Raw genomic sequence first — 19,931 nt, forward strand, 5'->3', positions numbered from 1 at the left:
CCGATTAGACCCCCCTGGTGTAAAATGTAACCTTATAAAAACTCAATCCGCCTTCAACTTCAGGCATGCTCTTGTAATGACTTTGCCATCCTGAAAACATTTTTTCAAAACCCGAACCAGCAAGCACGCTCCGCCGGTTTCAATACCCTGAATGGCCTGGCAATAATCGGATTTCCCGGCTGTGTAAAGTCTTCTTTCATGAGGGACTCTGATCCTTTGGCAACCTGCCAGGGTTCATACATTCGATTCTGTCAGTGACTACTCGTTGGCTGGGTTTCGAGAAATCTCCCTGCAAGGTTTATGTGCGTTATTCTTCGATATTTTAACCTGATAACTTTAATGTCTTATCGAACTTTTTAACGAATAGGAGGAATCCATTAATTTTGAGTCCAAGCTATACGATCAATAGCAGCAGCCAAACGTTTGTATGGCCCGATTGTTCAATTATCTGTTTGTTTCGCTAAATAGAAAAAAGATTTATTATGCAACATGCTACAATAACTGAGTTCTTACAATACTACGCTAAGGTTAAAGGCAGAACCAAGAAAGTGGTTTCCCTGATTACGGAAAACAATATCGATTACTCCCTTAATGATAAGCAGTTCTCTATCGGTGATCTCGCAAGGCACATCCCCTTGGTGGAACTTTATTTTTACTTACCGATTATAAAAGGTCTTGAACCAAACTATTCCGGCTGTGATTCTTCATTTGCTCCTGATAGAGCATCCATTTTGGCGCTTTATGAACAAGCTGAGTTAGCATTGAGACATATACTAAAAGATAAGCCTCCGGAGTTTCTAAGAGAAAAGATAAGGATGCCGAAAGGAGAAATTAGCCTGCATAAGTGGCTAAGAATCATCTTAGAGCACGAAATACATCACCGTGGACAAATCTATCAGCTATTATCTGCGCGTGGCGTCAGCGTGCCTGACATTTTTGGCATGAGTAATGAAGAGCTGATCAGCCTTTCTGCTAAAAACAAAAATTGACGATACCCTAAGCTCTTCCTGCAATTTTGAGTATTTTTGATGTTTCATCGACCTCTTACTGATACATGTACCCCATTTGTGCCACCATCATCATAACTCACTGATAATCAAAATATAAAATATTCTGTATCTGGAAGTGATTTTGAGAAATTAATCACATTCAATAGACGAAAGCATAATACTTTCCTTACGAATTTTAATTTTATTACCTTGTTTGATATCTTCTTTGGCCTTGCAAAAGGTAGTAAGATTGACTATCCCTATCCTTGTCTCAAATTTTTCGACCTCTGATTTGAAGGCTTCAAGCGACTCTTCCAACTGCTGTTTTGAATATCCATCATCCTTAATAATAATATAGCTCTTTTTCGATTCTTTAAAGACATAGAGGTTTGAGAGGCCTTGCAATGGTTCATAAGCTTCCCATAATTCCTGTACATTAATCTTTGGTCTTCCAATTTGACAAACCCAATTCGGTTGTTTATTTGCTATCCTTACACTGTCATTTCTTTTCTTTTGTTCTATGACCTTTTTCACCTCCCCTGCTACTGCCATTCCAGTCTCCACATATATTTCTTCCTTGCTTTTCTCATAACTAATGGGAACTTCCTCTTCAACATTTTCCTCTCTTTCAAAGGATGGAAAATAGTTGAAAGAAAAAGGAATTATAACTATGATTATCAAAATTATGTAAAATAGTTTATCAAGTTTTTTTTGGCTGATCTTTGAAAAATATCTTTTGATAATTTGCTTTATTGATTGCTGAAAGATCAGGCTAACAGTAAAGAGAATTGCAGATATTGCCAATCCTAAAAATCCATTTATTTCCATTTTCCAATATTAAAAATGTAATTTAACTGACGCTGGTTGCCAGAATGTACAATATTGATCCCGGAAGACAAAATAAAAAATTAATACTTGACAGTTTTCTTACCTATCTAAGAATATGGACAATTAGCAATTACCGATCACCAAAATATTAATTGACCTAGGGTAACTTCAGGTAAATATTCTTATCTTTAAATTAAAGTAAAACATCAAAAAATGCCGACAGTTATTGTCATCAAAGGTTATAGATTTTTCTTTTATAGTAATGACCATGATCCGATACACATACATGTTGAAAAAGATGCAAAGACTGCTAAAGTTAACTTAATACCCATTGAGTTTGTGCGGTCAAAAGGTCTTAACGCATCTGAATTGAAGAAAATACGTATAATGGTGGAAGAAAATGTAGAACTTTTTATAGAAAAATGGCATGAGTATTTCAATAATTAATAAATCGAAAAACGCGATCGAAGTAACCTTTACCACTGCTAAAATGACTGTCTTTTTCGAAGATGGAAGGGAATTATCCATTCCACTGGAGTGGTTTCCCAAATTAAGAAATGCCAGCATAGCGCAATTGAAGAAATGGCGGTTTATTGGTAATGGGGAAGGAATTCATTGGGAGGAGTTGGATGAAGATATATCCTTTGAAAAATTATTGGAATAAGTTTTTCGGTGACTTGGAAAATTACATAGGATAACTAAGTCCAAATTTTCTTTGGTTTGATTTTTTCTGTTATTGGTTGTAGATAGGTTTATTTTCTTAGAATAATACAATTTGTTTTTTCGATTGCGCTCATTTTTCTTCATAAGATGTTGATTGTCAATAATTTTGTATAGAAAAGGGCATACCTCTCCCTTTGGTTCAACGTGTAAGTATCGTCAGTTATAGGCAGCCAGCCTGGTGCTGATCTGCTTGGCATTGGCAGCCATAATGCCCACATAAACCACCAATAGCTGAGTTTGAGGACTTCTCACCCTGATCCTGCCCAGTTTGTAATGGTTTTTGTGGTTACCAAAGGCGCCCTTTGCCCCTGACAATGGGCCGCAGGTGTGGTTGGCTGAAGGATACAATGCGGTTGTTCAAACAATGGAATAATTATTTTGTATCTGGATTATGCTCTTATTTCTATAATACAAGCTGCTTGCCAGATCATGAAGAAAAAGCATGATCGGGAGATCACCAATAAGTGATAAGTTGAAGGTAATCGTCATTTTTTGCCACTAACAAACCAATTTTCTTGTTGGCCAACTTTATTTCTTCCATTTTTCTTACTTCCCCTCTGATGATCAATCCGCTTTCGTAAGGCATTTGGGCTTTAAACGCTCCTTTGCCGTTACCGGTCATAAACAACCCATAGGATGCATCATTTCTCGGGGTTTCTATCTCAGAACCATACAAGTTGCCTGCCAGCACAATATCCTGGTTTCCGTCCCCATCAATATCGTCAGCATATATTGCATTGACCGAACTGATCTGGGCCATGTCTGCTAACCTGTGTATCAAAAAATTGTTTCCCTTGTTTTCAAAATAACTTGTTGAAAAATTAACCGCCTGGTAGCGCGTCGATTCTTTCAGTGACTGTGTCGAGTACACATCTGCCAGGGTTGCTTTTGCAAAGGAATTGTAATCCTTAAATTTCATGGAAATGGCTGGGATTTGTTGTGACGAACATTGTTTTCCTCTGAGAGGATATTCCTCCCCTTCCTGCATATAGGCAAGCACTATATCCATTTTATCATTCTTGTCATAATCGTTTATATATAGACTAAAAGGTTCTTCTTCGGTAGCTTTGTATTTATAATTTTCACCCAGGTTACCTGCTATCAAATCGATGTCTCCATCACTATCAAAATCCCTGGCCATAATGCTACCCCACCAACCAGTCTGGTTTCCAATTCCCCAGGAATCAGTTGAATTGACAAATTGTCCGCTTTGATTAATGAAAATAGTCACCGGCATCCATTCACCTGTCAGTATAAGATCTATCTGTTCGTCATGATTAATATCCATGAAAACAGCATCGGTTACCATTCCTATGGTTGATAATTCTTTTGCTGTTTCGTTGGTAACATCGGTGAATTTCACTTCGTCCTGCGTACTTTCATTTTTAAGCAGAAAGGACTTACCCGACTTAGGGTAATTTCTTGGTAAAAACCTGCTACCTACGAACAGATCCTGGTCCCCATCCTTATCGTAATCGGCGACCCTGACAACCGATCCGCTTTCAAAAATATCCGGCAAAGCGTTGTCTGTTTTCTCAAATTGGCCTTTACCTAAATTAAGATAAAGGCGATCCTGATAGAATCTATCCCCTGCTTTTGCTTCATTGCCTCCACTTACTACATACAGATCCTTAAATCCATCATTATTGGCGTCAAAAAAAATGGCATCTACATCTTCATGGATCTTATCCTCGATAAACTGGTCAACCACCGGGCTGTCAAACTTGCCTGTTTCATGCTGGATGTAAATTTTACCAGGTTGATTTTTGGCTCCTCCTACAAAAAAATCATCGAGACCATCGTTGTTTACATCGCCCACCGCTAAGGCCGGGCCATATTGAGATAATTTGTGTGGCATCAATACCTGGTAGCTGAAGTCATCAAAACTGTTTTCCGTATGTCTATAAGATAACCCAAGCTCACCAGTAATATTTTTAAATACTTTTTGAGGTGGCGTGGCAGCAACAGTATGTGGATTAGCTGAAGCATTTTTGTAATCTATAACCAGTTTTTGATTGGTTTTTACATGCTCCAGGATCTGTTGCCTATTGTCCGGCCATTGAACAATAACCTTTTCAACCAGATGCTGATCTCCAACGCCAAAATGTAGAATAGGCTCAACGGACGACTGAAAACCTCTTGTCAAGGTAAGCTCCTGAAACTGCTTTTGTGGTCCCCGGATCAAAGTTACCTTTACACCCAGGCCAAATTTATTTCCCGATGGGCCCTTCATTTCCAGTCGTAAGTAATTGCTTTTTTCTTTTCTTACAGCGTTATTTTCATATACCGCGGTATAATCGTCAATATTATTGACAACCAGGTCCAGGTCACCATCATTGTCCAGGTCTGCATAAGCGGCTCCATTGGACCAGCCGTTCAAATTTAGTCCCCAATCCCCTGCTACCTTCTCAAACTTCAGGCCGCCAAAGTTTTTTAGTGCATAATTTTCAACTTTTGCTTCAGGCATCTTATTAACCCAATCGACATAATGTGATGCCATTTGCTTGTCTTTGTTCATTTCAACAAAAAAATCTTTGTTGTTAATCTCGCGCCTGGTGCCGTTGGTCACAAAAAGATCTTTCCAGCCATCGTTGTCAAAATCTGCAATCAACGGAGCCCAGCTCCAGTCAGTAAGGGAAATATTGGCCAATTGAGAGATCTCTCCGAACAGCGGTACACCATTATCGTTTAGCCCCATATTTATTTGCAGGGAGTTTATCATATATTGATAATGCATCCCGTTGTTTACCATAGCCCGGAATGCATCAGTGTCCATACTGGCCATATTGGCTTTAGACCTGAAATTATCCTCCGGGGACATGTCGACCTGCAGTATGTCTAACAAGCCGTTATTGGTGACATCTGCAGCGTCAATGCCCATGCCAAAAAAACTTGTATGGTTGGTCGCTTCTTCGATCTTGTTGGTAAAAGTCCCGTCTCCATTGTTAAAGAAAAAATAATCCGGCGTGGCAAAATCATTGGACACATAAAAATCCGGCCAGCCATCACCATCGAAATCTGCGACTGATACTCCTAATGACAAGCCGAATCGCATGACACCGGCTTTTACCGTAACATCCTTAAATTTCCCGTCTTCGAACTCGTATAAGTGATTGCTTACACCCGGATGGACAAATCGCATTAATTCACTGTAATTCATAATGCCTGTTTTAATATCTACGATAGGATAATTTGCCACATACAAATCCAGGTCATTATCCAAATCATAATCAAAAAATACCGCTTGCTTACTATTTCCCGGATCGGCAATACCATAAATCCCGGCTGATTCCGTAAATGTTGGTTGATCACCTGGTTTTCCGTCATTGATGTATAATAAATTTCTTCTGGTGGCCCATGGCCATGGACCAGCTGCACAAACATAAATATCCAGCCACCCGTCCTGATTAATATCGGCCATCGTGACACCTGTTATCCAGCGATTGTCACCGCCTACCCGCGCCTGACTGGTAATATCTGTAAACTTTAAGTCTCCATTGTTGAGATAAAGCTTATTTTCCACCATGTTACCGGTCAGGTAAATATCCTGAAGCCCATCATTGTTAACATCGCCGATAGCGACACCTCCGCCCATATAAAAGCCTTGATATAAAAAGTAGTTCGCCGAGTCAGTTTCTGTGAGGTCATTAGAAAACTTCACGCCGCTTTGAGAAGGAGTAAGCAGGGTAAATAGTTTTTTACCCTTATCTAACTCACAACTTGTTATTAAAAGCTGAAAAAATACAAGTATTATTATGTTTTCTTTAATTAATCTCATCTCGTGTCATTTTTGCAGGATGCACAAAAATAGGCTTTCCATTGTTTACAGCTATTATTACCAGGGTTCTCCCATCCGCAAGTTCGAGTTTTGCCATATGCCTGGCTTCTCCTTCAATGCACAAACCTGTTTCATACATTGGCTTGGGATGAAAATTTCCATGCCCGTCGCCTTGTAGAAACAGGCCTATCCCGGCGTCATTTCTGGGTGTTTCTACCTCGGCGCCATAAAGATTACCTGCCAACACAAGATCTAAATTACCATCCTGATCAAAGTCGTCTACAACTATAGCATTCACTGAGGTGATCTGAGCCAGGTTTGGCAATATGCGTGATTGAAAAGAGCCGTTACCTTGGTTCTCAAAATAAGTGGAAGCGAAGGTATGAGCGCTGTATTGTATCGCATTACCCAGTTTGTCTTCCCCATACACATCTTCGAGTGTCGCTTTTGCAAATGCATCGTAGGTGGGAAACTTCTTTTTGATAAAAGGCATCTGCTCCGATGAACATTGTCGGCCTCTTAATGGATAAAGATCAATCCCTTCATAATATCCCAGAACTATATCAAATGTCCCGGTTTGATCGAAATCTGTTCCGTAAACCTTAAATGGTTTTTCATAGGATGCTTTGTATTTATAATTTAAGCCCAGATTGCCTGCTACTAAATCCAGGTCCCCATCGGAATCGAAATCTGCGGCGCTTATGACATTCCACCATCCTGAAGTATTCGAAAATCCAGCTTCCTCCGTCATTTCCCGGAAACCGCCATCAGCATTATAAAAAATACGAGGCTGCATCCATTCACCTACCAGTACCAAATCCTGTTTATTGTCCTGATTGAGATCAACACAAATGGCATCTGTAACCATGCCCATTTCATGGAGCTGTGGCAGGGCTTGGGCCGTAATATCTGTAAACCGGATTTTATTCTTCTCACTGTCATTTCGCAGGAGATAGCTACTGACTGGTGTAGGATACCTTCCCGGGTGCTGTCTTCCTCCAACAAACAGGTCAAGGTCACCGTCGTCATCAAAATCAAAAGTGAGAACACAAGAACCACTTACTTTGAAAGATGGTAAGAAGTCCGGGTCGTATATGAATTTGCCATTATTATTTTCATAAATCCTATCCTGATAATAGGGCGAACCATGTATTTCTTCGTTTCCGCCACTGACTACATACAGATCCAGATCACCGTCTGTATCCGCATCAAAAAATACGGCATCGACATCTTCATATTTTTTACTATCTTCGAAACCTTCCTGAACCACAACCTCGAAAGCACTGTTAGCTTTTTGTTTATACAACACAGGTTTTTGATTTTTTGCACCACCCAGGAAGAAGTCCTCCAATCCATCACCATCAAAATCGCCTATGGCCAATGCCGGCCCGAAAGCAGACATCTTATGAGGTAAAAGACTTTCTCTTTCAAAATCATTAAAAAAGTTTTCTTCGTGACGCCAATCTACGCCGGTTTCAGTGGCAGTTATTGTGGCAAAAAGCGGCTTTCGCTCTTCTTTCCTCTCCGGGTTGACTATGGCCGCCTTATCATAACTTAAAGTTATGGCCTGATTGGCCGCAGTATTGGTTAATTGCTGCTGCTTACCATCGGGCCAGGTGACTATGATCGTGTCGACCTTATTGATTTTTCCAAGTCCAAAATGAAGCCCTGTACCCATGGAAGATTGAAACCCCCTGGTAAGGTAGTGTTCCTGTATTTGTTGGTTATCACCATACCTGACTTTTATCCTGGCGCCAATACCAAATATATTTTTTTCAGGGCCTGAGAAGTCAAACCGTAAATAATTGCCTAACCCCAATTCGATAGTATTATTCTTATAGATCATCGAAACGTCATCCGAGTTATTGACGATGATCTCCAGGTCTCCGTCATTATCCAGATCGGCGTAAGCTGCCCCATTAGAACTGGTTTGGATATCTAAAACCCATTTACCGGTTTTGCTCTCAAATGACAGATCTCCATTATTTTTGAAAAAGTAGTTGAGCTTTTTTCTCGTGGGCATTTCATGAAGCACACTATTGATAAACGAATCCCTGTCTTCTCTGTCTTCCAGTTTTGCAGTATCAGTCATTATTTTTCGCCTTATCGCAAAGTCATTGTTCCTGAAATCTTTTTTGATGCCGTTGGGGACAAAAATATCCTTAAAACCATCGTTGTTCATGTCAAAAAAGAGCGGCCCCCAGCTCCAGTCAGTGCTGGCTACTCCGGCAATTTGTGCCACATCCGAAAATTTAGGGATTCCTTTTGGGTCAGGCCCATTGTTTATTTGAAGGGCGTTGTACATGTATTGGTGATGAAGGCCCCTGTCCACAACGCCGAAAAACTTAGCCGGATCCATGCCACTCATGCTGGTTTTCATGGTGTAGTTATCCTCTGCCATCATGTCCAGGGACATAATATCGATCCAACCATCATTATTGACATCCGCCATGTCCGTGCCCATGGAATAAAAAGAGGTATGTCCCATAGCTTCATTCGATACTTCCCGAAAAGTGCCATCTCCATTATTCAGGTATAAGTAATCTTTTCCTTCATAATCGTTGCTTACATAAACATCGGGCCATCGATCGTTATTCAAATCGCCTACGGAAATACCCAAGCCGTAACTCAATCTGGAGGTATTGGTAATGCCTGAGCTTGTAGTGACATCCACAAATTTACCGTGTCTGTTTTCGTAAAGCCTGTCCCCTGTCAGTATTCCTTTCTTTTTGCTTAGTTTATCCATTTCCCGGTAATCAAAAGGAGCGGTATAATGGTTGATAAGGAACATGTCAAGGTCGCCATCCAGGTCATAATCAAAAAATACTGCCTGTGTTGAACACATCTCAATGTCTAGGTTATGTCCGGATGCCTGCTCTTTGAAAACCGGGATCCCGTGCTCGTTCAATCCCTGATTTATCCATAGTTCATTTTTCCTCCTGGAAGGATCGTCATACCTGCCGGACTTGGAAATGTAATAATCCATCCAACCATCATTATTAATATCCACATTAGTAACTCCGGTTCGAAAACCTGTGGACTGGGCCAGGCCTGACGGTATGGTTATATTTGTAAACTTTAGCCCACCCTGGTTAAGGTAAAGATGATTCTCCCTCAGACTGGAGATAAACAGAATGTCCTGCAAGCCATCATTATTAATATCGGAAATTGAAACTCCTGCGCCATTATAATAGTATTCATAAAAAAAGCCGTTCATGTCGGGAGTCTCTGTCAAATGATTGATAAATTTGATTCCTGTGCGAAGCGGGCTCATCATTGAAAACAAAATATCTTCCGTCTCTTTATAAGACATTGATGCACCGGATGGCAGCGATTCATCAGGAAGGGTTTCAATACTGGTCTTTTCCTGGCAGGAAAGACAAAATGTAAGTATTAGTATCGCAATTAGCCTTTTATTCATATCAACATAAGAAATATAGCAAAGCAATAACCTTGCTATAATTTCAATTATTTGAATAAATTAAACTATCAAAAATCAGTAGCCCGGATTCTGTTCGAGTGCATTGTTGCTCGCTTTCACTTCTCTATCAGGGATCGGTAGCCAGTATAATCTATCATCCCAAGCCCTTAATTCGGTAGCCTGGGCAATTTTGGTTCCATAACTATAGACAATATCCCCTGTACTCAATTTTTCAACATTGATACCATACATCGGTTTACCCATGACTTCTCCGGCAATTTTCCACCTTCTTATATCAAAAAAACGATGTCCTTCCAACGATAATTCTATCGCTCTCTCCCTGCGATATGCTTCAATAAGGTCGTTTCCGGATGCAGTAACAGGCGGCATATTGACACTTGCCCTTGCCCTAACGGCATTAATAGCCTCTCTGGCAGCTTGCTCATTGCCCAAGGCAATCTGTGTTTCGGCATAGTTTAAATAAAATTCCGTTTTCCTGAATTTTATGTCGGGAGTAAATTCTTCCGTAGGCGCTCCACTTAAGGCCGGAAGTTCAGTAGGATCTGTAAATTTTCGGAAGCCATAATTGGTGAAAGAAGGCTCCCAAAAATAAATGGGTGACAAATGGGTATCCAGCCCTCCCGCTACTTCTATACGATCTACGGGATTACCGTCACCGTCATCTTCATATTCAATCCAGTACTGAACATCCCTGTCTTTAAACATCACACCATTGTACAATACAATATCGGATAATCTCGGATCCCTGTTTACATACGGATTTTGAGGATCGTATCCCGATGCCGGATTAACAGTAACACCGTCAGATAAATAGGGCGTTTCCCCATTGGTCATTTCAAATAAATCTACAAATTTCTGAGTAGGGCTAACAGAATGCCAACCTTGGTACCCATTAGGCCAGAACATGGTGTTGGCCCCTGACCAGGTACCCTGGTTTACTTCCAGGTTGTATTCTCTCGTAAAGATCACCTCGTCTGCTATCGATGGCCTACTTAAAAAGATGCTGCGATAATCAGCCGTCATTGGATAAGTCTCCAAATCCATCACCGCTTTATTGGCTTCCGCTGCTGCTGTCCATCTGGACATATCTCCCGAAGGATTAAAAAGCTCGCTCGCCGCATAAAGAAGTACCCTCCCTTTAAGTGCCATGGCAGCGGCTTTACCAGCTCTTGCCTTAGGCGCACTTTCATCAAGAAGCGGTATAGCTATATCCAATTCTGACACGATAAAGTCTACAACTTCTTCAATTGAGTTCCTGGGGACATCAAAATTTTCCTCATTGATCTCAAATCTTTTGGTAATGATAGGAATGCCACCGTAGTAGGACAATAATTCAAAATGAAAATAAGCACGTAAAAAATGCATCTGACCTGTCATAGGGTCAAGATCATTTTGTGCAATAGCGCTATTTTCAATACCGGAAAAATAAGAATTAATATGTCTTATGCCAGCATAGTTTGTGCTCCATGAATTCCTGGTTACTCCTTCAACATTTAAAGCGTCGACCCTGTTCTCCCCATATTCAGGCACACCCTCACCCCGGTCATTTTTCAAATAAGCAAGATCTGCGAGAGGCTCCGTACCCATACGCTGATTCCCGCTAAAATTGTTAGGTATACTGGCATAGGTAGCATCCACATATGCTTGTAATAAGTTAACATCATTGAAGACATCCACTTGGGATATGGCATCTAATGGCTTGAGGTCCAGTGCATCTTCTGAACAAGATGTAAACAACACCAGTATGCCGATAATAAAATTTAGTTTTACAATTTTCTTCATGATACCTTTTTTAGAATGATACATTTACTCCAAAATTGACGGTTTTCAAAGTGGGATAGTCCCTGGCTAATGCGTTTAATTGTTCCGGGTCTGTAAAACCAATATCGGATAATACTTTACTGAATGTCAGCAAGTTAAATCCACTAGTGTATACCCTGACACTCCTTAAACCCACAGAACTCACCAGGTCTTCGGGAAGGGTATAACCTATTTCTAAAGTTTTTAACCGTAAATAGTTAGCTTTAACCCTGTAGAAATCGGTATCTGCTCCCTGATTCGGTGCCGGCCATCTACCGTCAGGGTTATCCGGCCCCCACGATTCATTAGCTATATAGGCCAATCCGTTATTTCCCGGAGAAAAAAATGGATTTATTCTTTTTAGTCCTCCGGAAGCTCCCTGCCAAAGCATGCTCATATCGAAGTTTTTGAATGACACCTGCGTAGTGATACCATAGTAGAAGTCATGGACTCCCGGATTTGTTCGGACCCTGTCAGCCAAAGTAATTTCGCCATCTCCGTTTGCATCCTGAATAATCACCATGCCCAATCTGTCTCCCGGCCGGGTTGGAAGGTTATCTAATTGATCTTGTGTTCTGAATATCCCTATGGCATGGTATTCAAGCGGAGATCCCCAGGGTCTGCCCGTTTGACTTTGATAGTCTTCATCAAAAGGAGGTTCATCAAAGAATTTTACTTCATTAAGCGTATAGGATGCATTACCTCCGATAGTGAAGTTAAATTCTCCTATTTGTTGTCTGTACGAGGTTGCGACCTCGATTCCCCTGTTCTGGTGTTGACCAATATTTTGTCGGGGAGGTTCAATCCCTGTATATTCCGGTAGTGTTAATTGCGGTGATGTTAATATCCCTTTGGTCTGCATGTCAAATACATCCACCTCCAAAGTTAACCTGTTACCGAAAAACGCTGCTTCGAGTCCCAGGTTGATAGTTTCGGTAGTTTCCCAAGTCACGTCAGGATTGGCGCTGCCGGTTTCTACGATCCCGGGTACGGTAATTCCATCTACTACCGTATTTCCGCCAATGACAAACCTTGACAAATAATTAAAAGCGCCAATCCTGTCATTACCCAATTGCCCCCACGAGGCCCTTAATTTCAAATTACTAACCAATTCACTATTATTCAGAAAACCCTCATCCGATATCAACCAGGCCAATGATGCCCCGGGGAAAAAACCAAAACGCTGTCCTTTGGCGAAGCGCTCAGACCCATCGTACCTAAACAAAAATTGAGCAATATATTTTCCTTCGTAATTATAATTTAGTCTTCCCGAATATCCAATCCGGGCAAGTTCGGATGCTGCGCCATTAACATATGAATCTTCACGGGCATTACTTCCCGAACCCAGGAAATCGGAAGCTGTAGACAAAAAATTATCATTTCCCGCGCTGAACCAATCGGTTCTTATTTCCTGTTTTTCTACCTGTAGCAAAGCATCCAGATTATGCTTTTCGCCTATAGTTTTATTGTAAGTGGTACGAAAGTTAGAAGTTAAAATTCTGGTTCTGTCATGACGTTGATCTAATTGTGTGATCCCCGCTGTACGGGCTTCCGGAATATCATTGGGATCTGAATTATTTTCTACATAATATGTCCAGGGTACCAGAAAATTTTTTCGCATATCGGTATCCAAACCGACGGAAAAAAATCCTCCAATAGCCAAACCTTCTACTTTGGGGATCTCGTAATTGAATTTGAGCATTGCACTTTGATTTCTTCTTTCGTTCCTTTCATATCCTCCGGCCCGGAACATGGCCGTTGGGTTTTGAAAAGCTCTACCTTGCGCCGGATACCGGGTATCTCCATTTACAAATCTCTCTAATAATGGGCTGGTTAACAGGGCATTTACTAAAACGCCTGGTCCACGGGCCGCAGAATTTTCAACATCCTGCTGCCGTAACGCTATATTCAATCCTATGTCCAGCCCTTTGCCAAATGTGAAATCAGTATTACTCCTTATGTTATATTGTTTATTTTCTCCATTGTTATCACCGACAAATATGGTGCCTTGCTGGAAATACCTGGCCGACAAGAAGTACCTGATATTTTCACTTCCTCCTCTCACAGAAAAATTATGAGAGGATTGTGAAAAAAAATCTTTGTAAGAAGACTCAACCCACTCTGTTGTAGGAGTTGTACCGTTTCTAATGTTTTCTATTTCTGCATCGCTAAATAAAGGCGTATAATCAGTATCCCAACCAGAATTAAAAAATGCCTGCCGGTTGAGAAATGTGGCATACTCTAATCCATTAGATGGTCTAACCAGGCTCACAGGGGAATTGAACCCTGCATTGAAACTATAGTTAAAACGGGGTTTTCCAGTTTCTCCCCTTTTTGTGGTAACCAGGATTACACCACTGGCAGCTTGCGCTCCATAAATCGCTGCTGAAGCATCTTTCAGAACCGTTACACTTTCAATATCATTAGGGTCCAGCCTGTCCAGGCCATCTACATTGGCTACCCCGTCGATTACAACCAAAGCCCCATTCGGGTTAATCCCATCATCCTCGTCAATATCTATGGTACCTAACCCCCGAACAAGAATGGCGGAGCTTTCCCTTCCAGGCTCAGAAGACTGCTGGTCTATGGTAAGGCCTGGCAAACGCCCGGTAAGTGAATTAGTTAATGTGGAAATGGGCGCCTGGGTCAAATCCTTACCATCTACCTGGGCTACCGCTCCTGACACCTCTTTTCTCTTTTGCGTACCATATCCTATTACAACCACTTCAGAAAGTGTCTCGATGTCGGGAGTAAGTACAAAATCAACGGTTGTTCTGCCAGCTATATCGACTTCTTCAGTTATATAACCAACATAGGAGAAAACCAACATAGTGGCACCATCAGGTACATTTAAAGAATAATTCCCCTCCAGATCTGTGATGGTTCCAATGCTTGTGTCTTTAACCAGTACATTTACGCCTGGCAATTCATTGCCCGAATCGTCTGTTACCTTTCCGGTGATTGTCCTTTCTTCAACAACCGGATCTTCCAAGACTGCCAGGATTCCCTTTCTCTCTCTTTTGTTTACGTAAATGATCTCATTTACCCGCTTAAATCCCAAATTAGCTTCTTTTGAAATATTCCGGAGCAGCTCAGCAAGTGAAGTATGTCGCTTATCAAACTTCAGCCTTTGTCCGGGATCGACAATTCTTTGTTTATAGGCAAATTCAAACCCTGTTAACCACTCTAATTTTTCAAAGGCTTCCGTTATACTGAAGTTATCCAGTTCAACGGTAATGTAGATGTCTTCAATACTCTTTTTTTGTGCTTTGCTGGAATTGGCAAAAACAAAAGCGTAAAGTATGCATTGTATCAATATGCCAAAAATTACGTATTTGGACATAATCAAAATTTTTTTTAGTAATTTTAATGCCATAGTTAAAATGTTTTTGGTAAGAATTAATTATCAGAAACATGTACCTCATGCACACTTGCAGGACATTCCCCAATGAACTTGAAGGCGCATGGGGTACTTTGTTTAAATTCCGATGGGATTGGTTAGCTTGTATTATTGTATCTCATAGACCATTAATTTAGCGTGACAACTTTATCATTTATTTCAAATTCAAAGTCGAATGTAAAGCTTAGCCCTTCAAGTATTTCCTGAAGTGGTTTATTCTCATAGGTGATGGTAAAATCTTTTTCCTGATTCAGCGGGCGATTTACGACAAAAGTGACCCCATACCATCTTTCAAGTGTCCTGATAATTTCGGTGATACCCGCAGCTTTGAAATGAATAATCCCTTTTGTCCATGCAAAGACCTGATCAGGGTCAAACGCCTGTTTTACTGCCAATTGACTGTCGATGTAGAAAGATGTCATTTGATTTCGGGTAATGGTATGTTGGAAAGGGGTCGGCAGGGCATTTTCATTTTCTACCTTCACCATACCTTCCATTACCGCCACATCGATTTTACTTTCATCGGGATAGGCTTTGACAATGAATGTGGTTCCCAATACGGTAGTTTTAACTTTTCCTGTTTTGACGATAAAAGGCCTGAGCGTGTCTCTTGTCACCTCAAAATATGCTTCGCCTTTCAGGTAAACCACACGAGCCGAATCCGAAAATTTTTCATGATAGCCAATACCTGACCCTGCATTGAGATGAACTTTGGTTCCATCATCCAGCCAGGTTATAATTTTCTGCCCAACCGGACTTGTCTTATTAACCAAAACTGGTAAGTAAGCTTGTTCATTACCAATCTGCTGAAGTCTGATTACCATAAAAACCGACCCAAGAACAATGGCGACGACAGCAGCCACTTTAAGGGGCCATGATAAAATCGATAAATTAGGTGGTTGTTTCTCCTGAGAATTCGGGCGACCTTTTTTAAGTATACCTTCAAACATCTCCAGGTAATCGTCCTTGGTAAGCTCAGGATCATATTTATATCCAAAATCAGCAATAATATTTCTGGCGTGCATGATATCTTCCCTTTTGCCGGGGTGCTTCGCAAGCCACATCTTCCAGAATTTTTCCGATTGCTCATCCGGATCCTTCACCCAACGGATAAAATATTCATCCTGGATGAAATCTATCATGTCATAGTCCTCATACTTCATCGTATCTCTTAAGGGTATGTTTAATTTGATTCGACCCTCTGTTAATAAAGAGGGAAGCTAAAATCAAATCATCCCATTTTCATTTTTTTAAAAAAGAAAAGGTGGTAAAATAAGAGATGAAAAGTTATGACAGGACTTCAGCCGATAATATTAAATAATGGCAATAACGAAATAATAATATTTCGACGAATAGAATCCAGTCCTCTGCGGACAAGCTTGGTCACTGAATTCCGGTTTTTCAGGTTCATAATTTCCGCAATTTCTTCTTGCGAAAACCCGTCATAATAAAAAAGTAAAATAGCTTGTTTCTGCTTCCCGGACAAATGTTTTAATTGCTCGTTTAATTGGGTGACTTTGAAACGATAGGTCTCCTCATCGATGATTCTCGACTCGCTTGAAATCTCAATTTCAAAGCCCTCGAAATTATCAAATACGGGATGGTCCAACAAATACTTGCGCTCTCTTTTTATTTTTTCGAGGATGGCCCGGTAGAGTGATTTATAAAGATAGGATTTGATGGAATTGAGCTTATTTACCTGTATGTTGCGTCGTAGTAATGTAACAAAAACATCCTGAATGCAGTCCTTCACTATCTCCTTATCGCGTGAAATCTGGCTTCCGAACCTAAAAAGGTCATGAACATATTGATTATAAACAATACCTAATACCGACTCATCGCCTAGCTCGAGGGCACTCACAATTTCCTCATGAGACAATTCCTTCGAAAGTCCGGCAGCCTTTTTTAACGCTCCTTTAACAGGAGCAACTGATTTCGAAAATGCCTTCATCGTAGTTTTGTGACTATTGCTTATGTATAATCCGACCTGCACAAATCTGGTTAAGGGCCAGAAGGAAACAGCAAAGAACCAGATGATTATTCTTCCTGAATTTTTAAAATGAAAATCAAATTAACCATTTTTTACAAATATCACGCGAGAAAGATCGATAATTTGTCTTCTACAGGACTTAGAATTTCTGTCAATTTGAGCATACAGGGACGGAAACATTAACCATTTTCCGCCACAAAGCATCCTTGGTCAAGCGTTGACCAAATGTCAAATAAAAATAACTAATTCCCTACAGCGAGAGTGGCTGTTGCACAACGCAAACATTTGCCTGTATTTTTATTTTATCAGCGAAAACCTCTGTGTCTCTTTGTGTCTTGGTGCCTTTGTGGTTAACCATTTTTCAACACGGAGGCACCAAGACACAAAGAATTTTGGCGAAAACGTTGTGCAACGGCCACGGAGCGCTTGCGCTATTTAAGGCACAAAAAGTTTCAGTTTTCACTAATTAATAGGTCACAATCAGTATGATACAGACCTCAGCGATTATCTAACTTCCAAGTCGTCTTTTGATGGCAGCTCAGGGAACTTGGCATGTGGTTCCATCATGAGTTAAAGGCCCTGCCGGGATTTACACAGATCGCAAGAGAATTCAGATGTGCGTATTCACCCCATCCCATACCAAAAAAATCACCCAAAGGTACTTCTACGGAAGGTTCTGTCTCGTCGTCCCAATAAAAACGCAAAATATAAAAACGCCAGTTACCGGTAGGTGTCATCCAGATATGCTGAATACTTCCCGGTCCTTCGATTTCTGCCAGGGTAAAAGTTTCACCGGGCTGAATGTTAATGTAAGGGCTTACTTTCCAGCCTTGCCCCAAATCACGGGCTTCTTCCGAAGCCGCACCTTCCCCAAGCTTGGCCATTCCTCCTTTACCCTTTTCCCCGGTGAAATTTTCGGGGCTGATTGACTTCGTTTTTGCCTTAGAAGTGCGAAACAAGTTTCCCAGGTTACTATTTAATCCAGTGAAAGGGGTTTCCTGAGCTTTAACTTGAAAGCCACAAATTACCATGCTGATAACAAATACAATATTTTTCATTTTGTCAGATTTTAAATTATATTAACTATATTCATCTAGTTGCAGGAGATCTTAATTGAATGCTTTTTCTGTCGAACCAATGGAAAACTTTAAAACCCCTTCTGCTATTGGGTTCAAAGTGGTTTCTTCACCTTCAAAATGACAGGTGATTTGGATATGCGTACCGCCTTCCCCCTTTATGTAGTCCGGTACTCCTCCCCGAGTAACAACCAGGATGGCGCTAATCAAGGAATTAAATGGCAAAGATCAAAGTTTGCATGAACAGTTCTGAATTGTCTAAAATAACAAAGCTAGCCTTTAAGTGAGTGAGATAAAATGTCAGGTCTAGCCAATTTTGTGTATATTTTTGACATCTTGTTTATGAACTCACGTACTTTACAATCATCAGTTTTGATAGTTTCCCGAATGAAGCTGTGTTTTGCCTGCGCCATGGCACTCAGCAATGATATATAGGGTCTTTTGGCCCGTAGCCAAAGATTAGATAAATTTCTGAATTCCGCTGGTTTGCGGTACTTATGATAGAAAGCTTATCAGGTCTTCGGGTTAAACCCCTTAAAAGTATTGGTATAATCAAAATCCATTGTCGGCAAATTCGCGAAAACCTTTGGCAGGTATTTTTAGTTAATTCCCATTTTTTATCGATCTTTAAAGATATCAAGGTTACAAATCCGCGATTTATTCAATGACCCCCACAAATAGAATACTCGATGGACTCAGTGAGAGACAGCAGGAAGCTGTTTTAACAGACGATAAAAGGGTGTTAGTGCTGGCCGGAGCCGGTGCAGGCAAGACTTCCACCATTATTAAAAAGATAATTTATTTCGTTTTTGAAAAGCATGTTAAGCCAAGTAAAATTCTGGCAGTTACTTTCACCAAGGATGCCGCGAATGAAATGATCGACAGACTGATTTTGGAAGCTGATGGGCCTAAAGGGAATGCTGACGGTTCTGTTTTTGTATGGATGGCTGATAGCTCCTGTGCAGCATAACCATCAGCCATCGCCTGGAGTCGGGCTGCTTGTTTGGCCTGCGGGCTGTGGTCTGCCATGTTTTGTAACGCACTTGCCCGGAGGGTTTTCGAATGGTTACCCACAAACGACCAGTTAGCCAGTGTGTTGTTGCGACTTCCGGTACTGCCTGCTACCGGTTTATAACGGGTGGTTTGTGCATGTATTTGCATATGCTACCTGGTCACAAAATCGATTTTTTAAATCTTCTCCCTCAGAATTTAATTTATTCCGATAATATTTTACAGGCTGTAAGTACTGAATTTTCGGGTCAACGCTACTCTGTGATCAATGCCATTAAGTCCCCCGTTTATTCTTCTGGTCAACTTTTTTATCGTTTGCCTGGAAAAACCCTCTTCACAAATACGCCAAAGGTTGTTTTTATCAAAAAAGAACTTTGCACTGGTAAAGGCATATTTTTCAGCGACAATTGCAGGGTTATCCAATACCTCCGGGTCATTAACAGCCCGTGCAAATGCGCTGTAATTATCTTTCCCGGTAAGTTGGAGTGCCCCGCGGCCGCGGAATCTCCAGCCATCGCCTGATTCCGGGCTACCGTTGCCCATCCGGTTGGCATATACCCGGTTAGCGATCATTTCAGGCCGGCGAGCATATTTTTCGGCAGTTTCGGCATCAGGGAAGTACTTACCAAAGGTCTTGCGCAGCGCTTGCGCTGAATAATTAAGATTTTCTGTAAAAGTTCGAAAATTGCCGGTTTCATGGCCTACCTGGGCAAAAAAGTGTACGCCATGGGTATGTTCCGTTATGCCAAGATAGGCAGAACCGGCTTTGAATGTTTGTTCACCAAATAAACCATCGGGTGCGATGCCAGATAATTCCTGTAATTTTTTGATACTCATGGGTTTTAATTTCTAATTATTTAGTTTAAATATGCGATCGACATTTATTGTTCATGT

The 19,931-nt window shown here is 40.9% G+C and carries 15 protein-coding genes; 4 read left to right on the forward strand and 11 right to left on the reverse strand.

All coding sequences use genetic code 11. The features are described 5' to 3' along the window. The first annotated feature begins 482 nt into the window (after positions 1-482). Complete coding sequence (locus AC04NP_RS13650) at positions 483-989, forward strand: DinB family protein (RefSeq protein WP_482860320.1); 507 nt, start codon at positions 483-485, stop codon at positions 987-989. Positions 990-1,139: 150 nt separating this feature from the next. Here AC04NP_RS13650 and AC04NP_RS13655 read toward each other — a convergent pair whose 3' ends face one another. After that, a complete protein-coding gene (locus tag AC04NP_RS13655) occupies positions 1,140-1,817 on the reverse strand; it encodes a hypothetical protein (protein WP_482860321.1) in 678 nt (225 codons plus the stop codon). A gap of 213 nt (positions 1,818-2,030) precedes the next feature. Between AC04NP_RS13655 and AC04NP_RS13660 the strand changes: the two genes are divergently transcribed. Then, positions 2,031-2,264, forward strand: a complete 234-nt coding sequence (locus tag AC04NP_RS13660; RefSeq protein ID WP_482860322.1) for a DUF4160 domain-containing protein — start codon at positions 2,031-2,033, stop codon at positions 2,262-2,264. Further along, on the forward strand, positions 2,245-2,481 hold the full coding sequence (locus tag AC04NP_RS13665) for a DUF2442 domain-containing protein (protein ID WP_482860323.1): 237 nt from the start codon (positions 2,245-2,247) through the stop codon (positions 2,479-2,481). The genes AC04NP_RS13660 and AC04NP_RS13665 overlap by 20 nt, the downstream gene beginning before the upstream one ends. 215 nt (positions 2,482-2,696) lie before the next feature. Here AC04NP_RS13665 and AC04NP_RS13670 read toward each other — a convergent pair whose 3' ends face one another. The 9 genes from AC04NP_RS13670 to AC04NP_RS13710 form a co-directional block, all read right to left on the reverse strand. Further along, a complete protein-coding gene (locus AC04NP_RS13670; protein ID WP_482860324.1) occupies positions 2,697-2,855 on the reverse strand; it encodes a hypothetical protein in 159 nt (52 codons plus the stop codon). A gap of 139 nt (positions 2,856-2,994) precedes the next feature. Continuing rightward, a complete protein-coding gene (locus AC04NP_RS13675; RefSeq protein ID WP_482860325.1) occupies positions 2,995-6,318 on the reverse strand; it encodes a VCBS repeat-containing protein in 3,324 nt (1,107 codons plus the stop codon). Further along, positions 6,305-9,739 carry a VCBS repeat-containing protein gene (locus AC04NP_RS13680; protein ID WP_482860326.1) on the reverse strand — a complete coding sequence of 1,145 codons (3,435 nt, stop codon included), beginning with the start codon at positions 9,737-9,739 and terminating at the stop codon, positions 6,305-6,307. Before AC04NP_RS13680 ends, AC04NP_RS13675 begins: the two co-directional genes overlap by 14 nt. A 75-nt stretch (positions 9,740-9,814) precedes the next feature. Next, positions 9,815-11,542 carry a RagB/SusD family nutrient uptake outer membrane protein gene (locus AC04NP_RS13685; RefSeq protein ID WP_482860327.1) on the reverse strand — a complete coding sequence of 576 codons (1,728 nt, stop codon included), beginning with the start codon at positions 11,540-11,542 and terminating at the stop codon, positions 9,815-9,817. A gap of 10 nt (positions 11,543-11,552) precedes the next feature. After that, positions 11,553-14,903 (reverse strand): SusC/RagA family TonB-linked outer membrane protein, encoded by a 3,351-nt coding sequence (locus AC04NP_RS13690; RefSeq protein ID WP_482860328.1) that lies wholly within the window; start codon positions 14,901-14,903, stop codon positions 11,553-11,555. A 185-nt stretch (positions 14,904-15,088) separates the two neighbouring features. Beyond that, entirely contained in the window at positions 15,089-16,123 is a 1,035-nt protein-coding gene (locus AC04NP_RS13695; protein ID WP_482860329.1) for a FecR family protein, read from the reverse strand. 137 nt (positions 16,124-16,260) lie between these two features. Further along, positions 16,261-16,911 carry an RNA polymerase sigma factor gene (locus tag AC04NP_RS13700; RefSeq protein ID WP_482860330.1) on the reverse strand — a complete coding sequence of 217 codons (651 nt, stop codon included), beginning with the start codon at positions 16,909-16,911 and terminating at the stop codon, positions 16,261-16,263. A gap of 602 nt (positions 16,912-17,513) precedes the next feature. Then, a complete protein-coding gene (locus AC04NP_RS13705; RefSeq protein ID WP_482860331.1) occupies positions 17,514-18,008 on the reverse strand; it encodes a DUF2961 domain-containing protein in 495 nt (164 codons plus the stop codon). Positions 18,009-18,059: 51 nt separating this feature from the next. Next, entirely contained in the window at positions 18,060-18,251 is a 192-nt protein-coding gene (locus tag AC04NP_RS13710) for a hypothetical protein (protein ID WP_482860332.1), read from the reverse strand. A gap of 439 nt (positions 18,252-18,690) precedes the next feature. Between AC04NP_RS13710 and AC04NP_RS13715 the strand changes: the two genes are divergently transcribed. Further along, on the forward strand, positions 18,691-18,996 hold the full coding sequence (locus tag AC04NP_RS13715) for a UvrD-helicase domain-containing protein (RefSeq protein ID WP_482860333.1): 306 nt from the start codon (positions 18,691-18,693) through the stop codon (positions 18,994-18,996). A 260-nt stretch (positions 18,997-19,256) separates the two neighbouring features. Here the strand turns inward: AC04NP_RS13715 and AC04NP_RS13720 are convergent, their stop codons facing one another. Continuing rightward, entirely contained in the window at positions 19,257-19,874 is a 618-nt protein-coding gene (locus AC04NP_RS13720) for a glycoside hydrolase family 19 protein (protein WP_482860334.1), read from the reverse strand. Positions 19,875-19,931 lie beyond the last annotated feature (57 nt).

It is taken from the genome of Agaribacillus sp. DX54, assembly GCF_056858335.1.

Excerpts from the sequence above, each read along its gene's own strand:
- AC04NP_RS13650 (WP_482860320.1), top strand. The coding sequence starts at position 483 with ATGCAACATGCTACAATAACTGAGTTCTTACAATACTACGCTAAGGTT.
- AC04NP_RS13655 (WP_482860321.1), bottom strand. The coding sequence starts at position 1,817 with ATGGAAATAAATGGATTTTTAGGATTGGCAATATCTGCAATTCTCTTT.
- AC04NP_RS13660 (WP_482860322.1), top strand. The coding sequence starts at position 2,031 with ATGCCGACAGTTATTGTCATCAAAGGTTATAGATTTTTCTTTTATAGT.
- AC04NP_RS13665 (WP_482860323.1), top strand. The coding sequence starts at position 2,245 with ATGAGTATTTCAATAATTAATAAATCGAAAAACGCGATCGAAGTAACC.
- AC04NP_RS13675 (WP_482860325.1), bottom strand. The coding sequence starts at position 6,318 with ATGAGATTAATTAAAGAAAACATAATAATACTTGTATTTTTTCAGCTT.
- AC04NP_RS13680 (WP_482860326.1), bottom strand. The coding sequence starts at position 9,739 with ATGAATAAAAGGCTAATTGCGATACTAATACTTACATTTTGTCTTTCC.
- AC04NP_RS13685 (WP_482860327.1), bottom strand. The coding sequence starts at position 11,542 with ATGAAGAAAATTGTAAAACTAAATTTTATTATCGGCATACTGGTGTTG.
- AC04NP_RS13690 (WP_482860328.1), bottom strand. The coding sequence starts at position 14,903 with ATGTCCAAATACGTAATTTTTGGCATATTGATACAATGCATACTTTAC.
- AC04NP_RS13695 (WP_482860329.1), bottom strand. The coding sequence starts at position 16,123 with ATGAAGTATGAGGACTATGACATGATAGATTTCATCCAGGATGAATAT.
- AC04NP_RS13700 (WP_482860330.1), bottom strand. The coding sequence starts at position 16,911 with ATGAAGGCATTTTCGAAATCAGTTGCTCCTGTTAAAGGAGCGTTAAAA.
- AC04NP_RS13705 (WP_482860331.1), bottom strand. The coding sequence starts at position 18,008 with ATGAAAAATATTGTATTTGTTATCAGCATGGTAATTTGTGGCTTTCAA.
- AC04NP_RS13715 (WP_482860333.1), top strand. The coding sequence starts at position 18,691 with ATGACCCCCACAAATAGAATACTCGATGGACTCAGTGAGAGACAGCAG.
- AC04NP_RS13720 (WP_482860334.1), bottom strand. The coding sequence starts at position 19,874 with ATGAGTATCAAAAAATTACAGGAATTATCTGGCATCGCACCCGATGGT.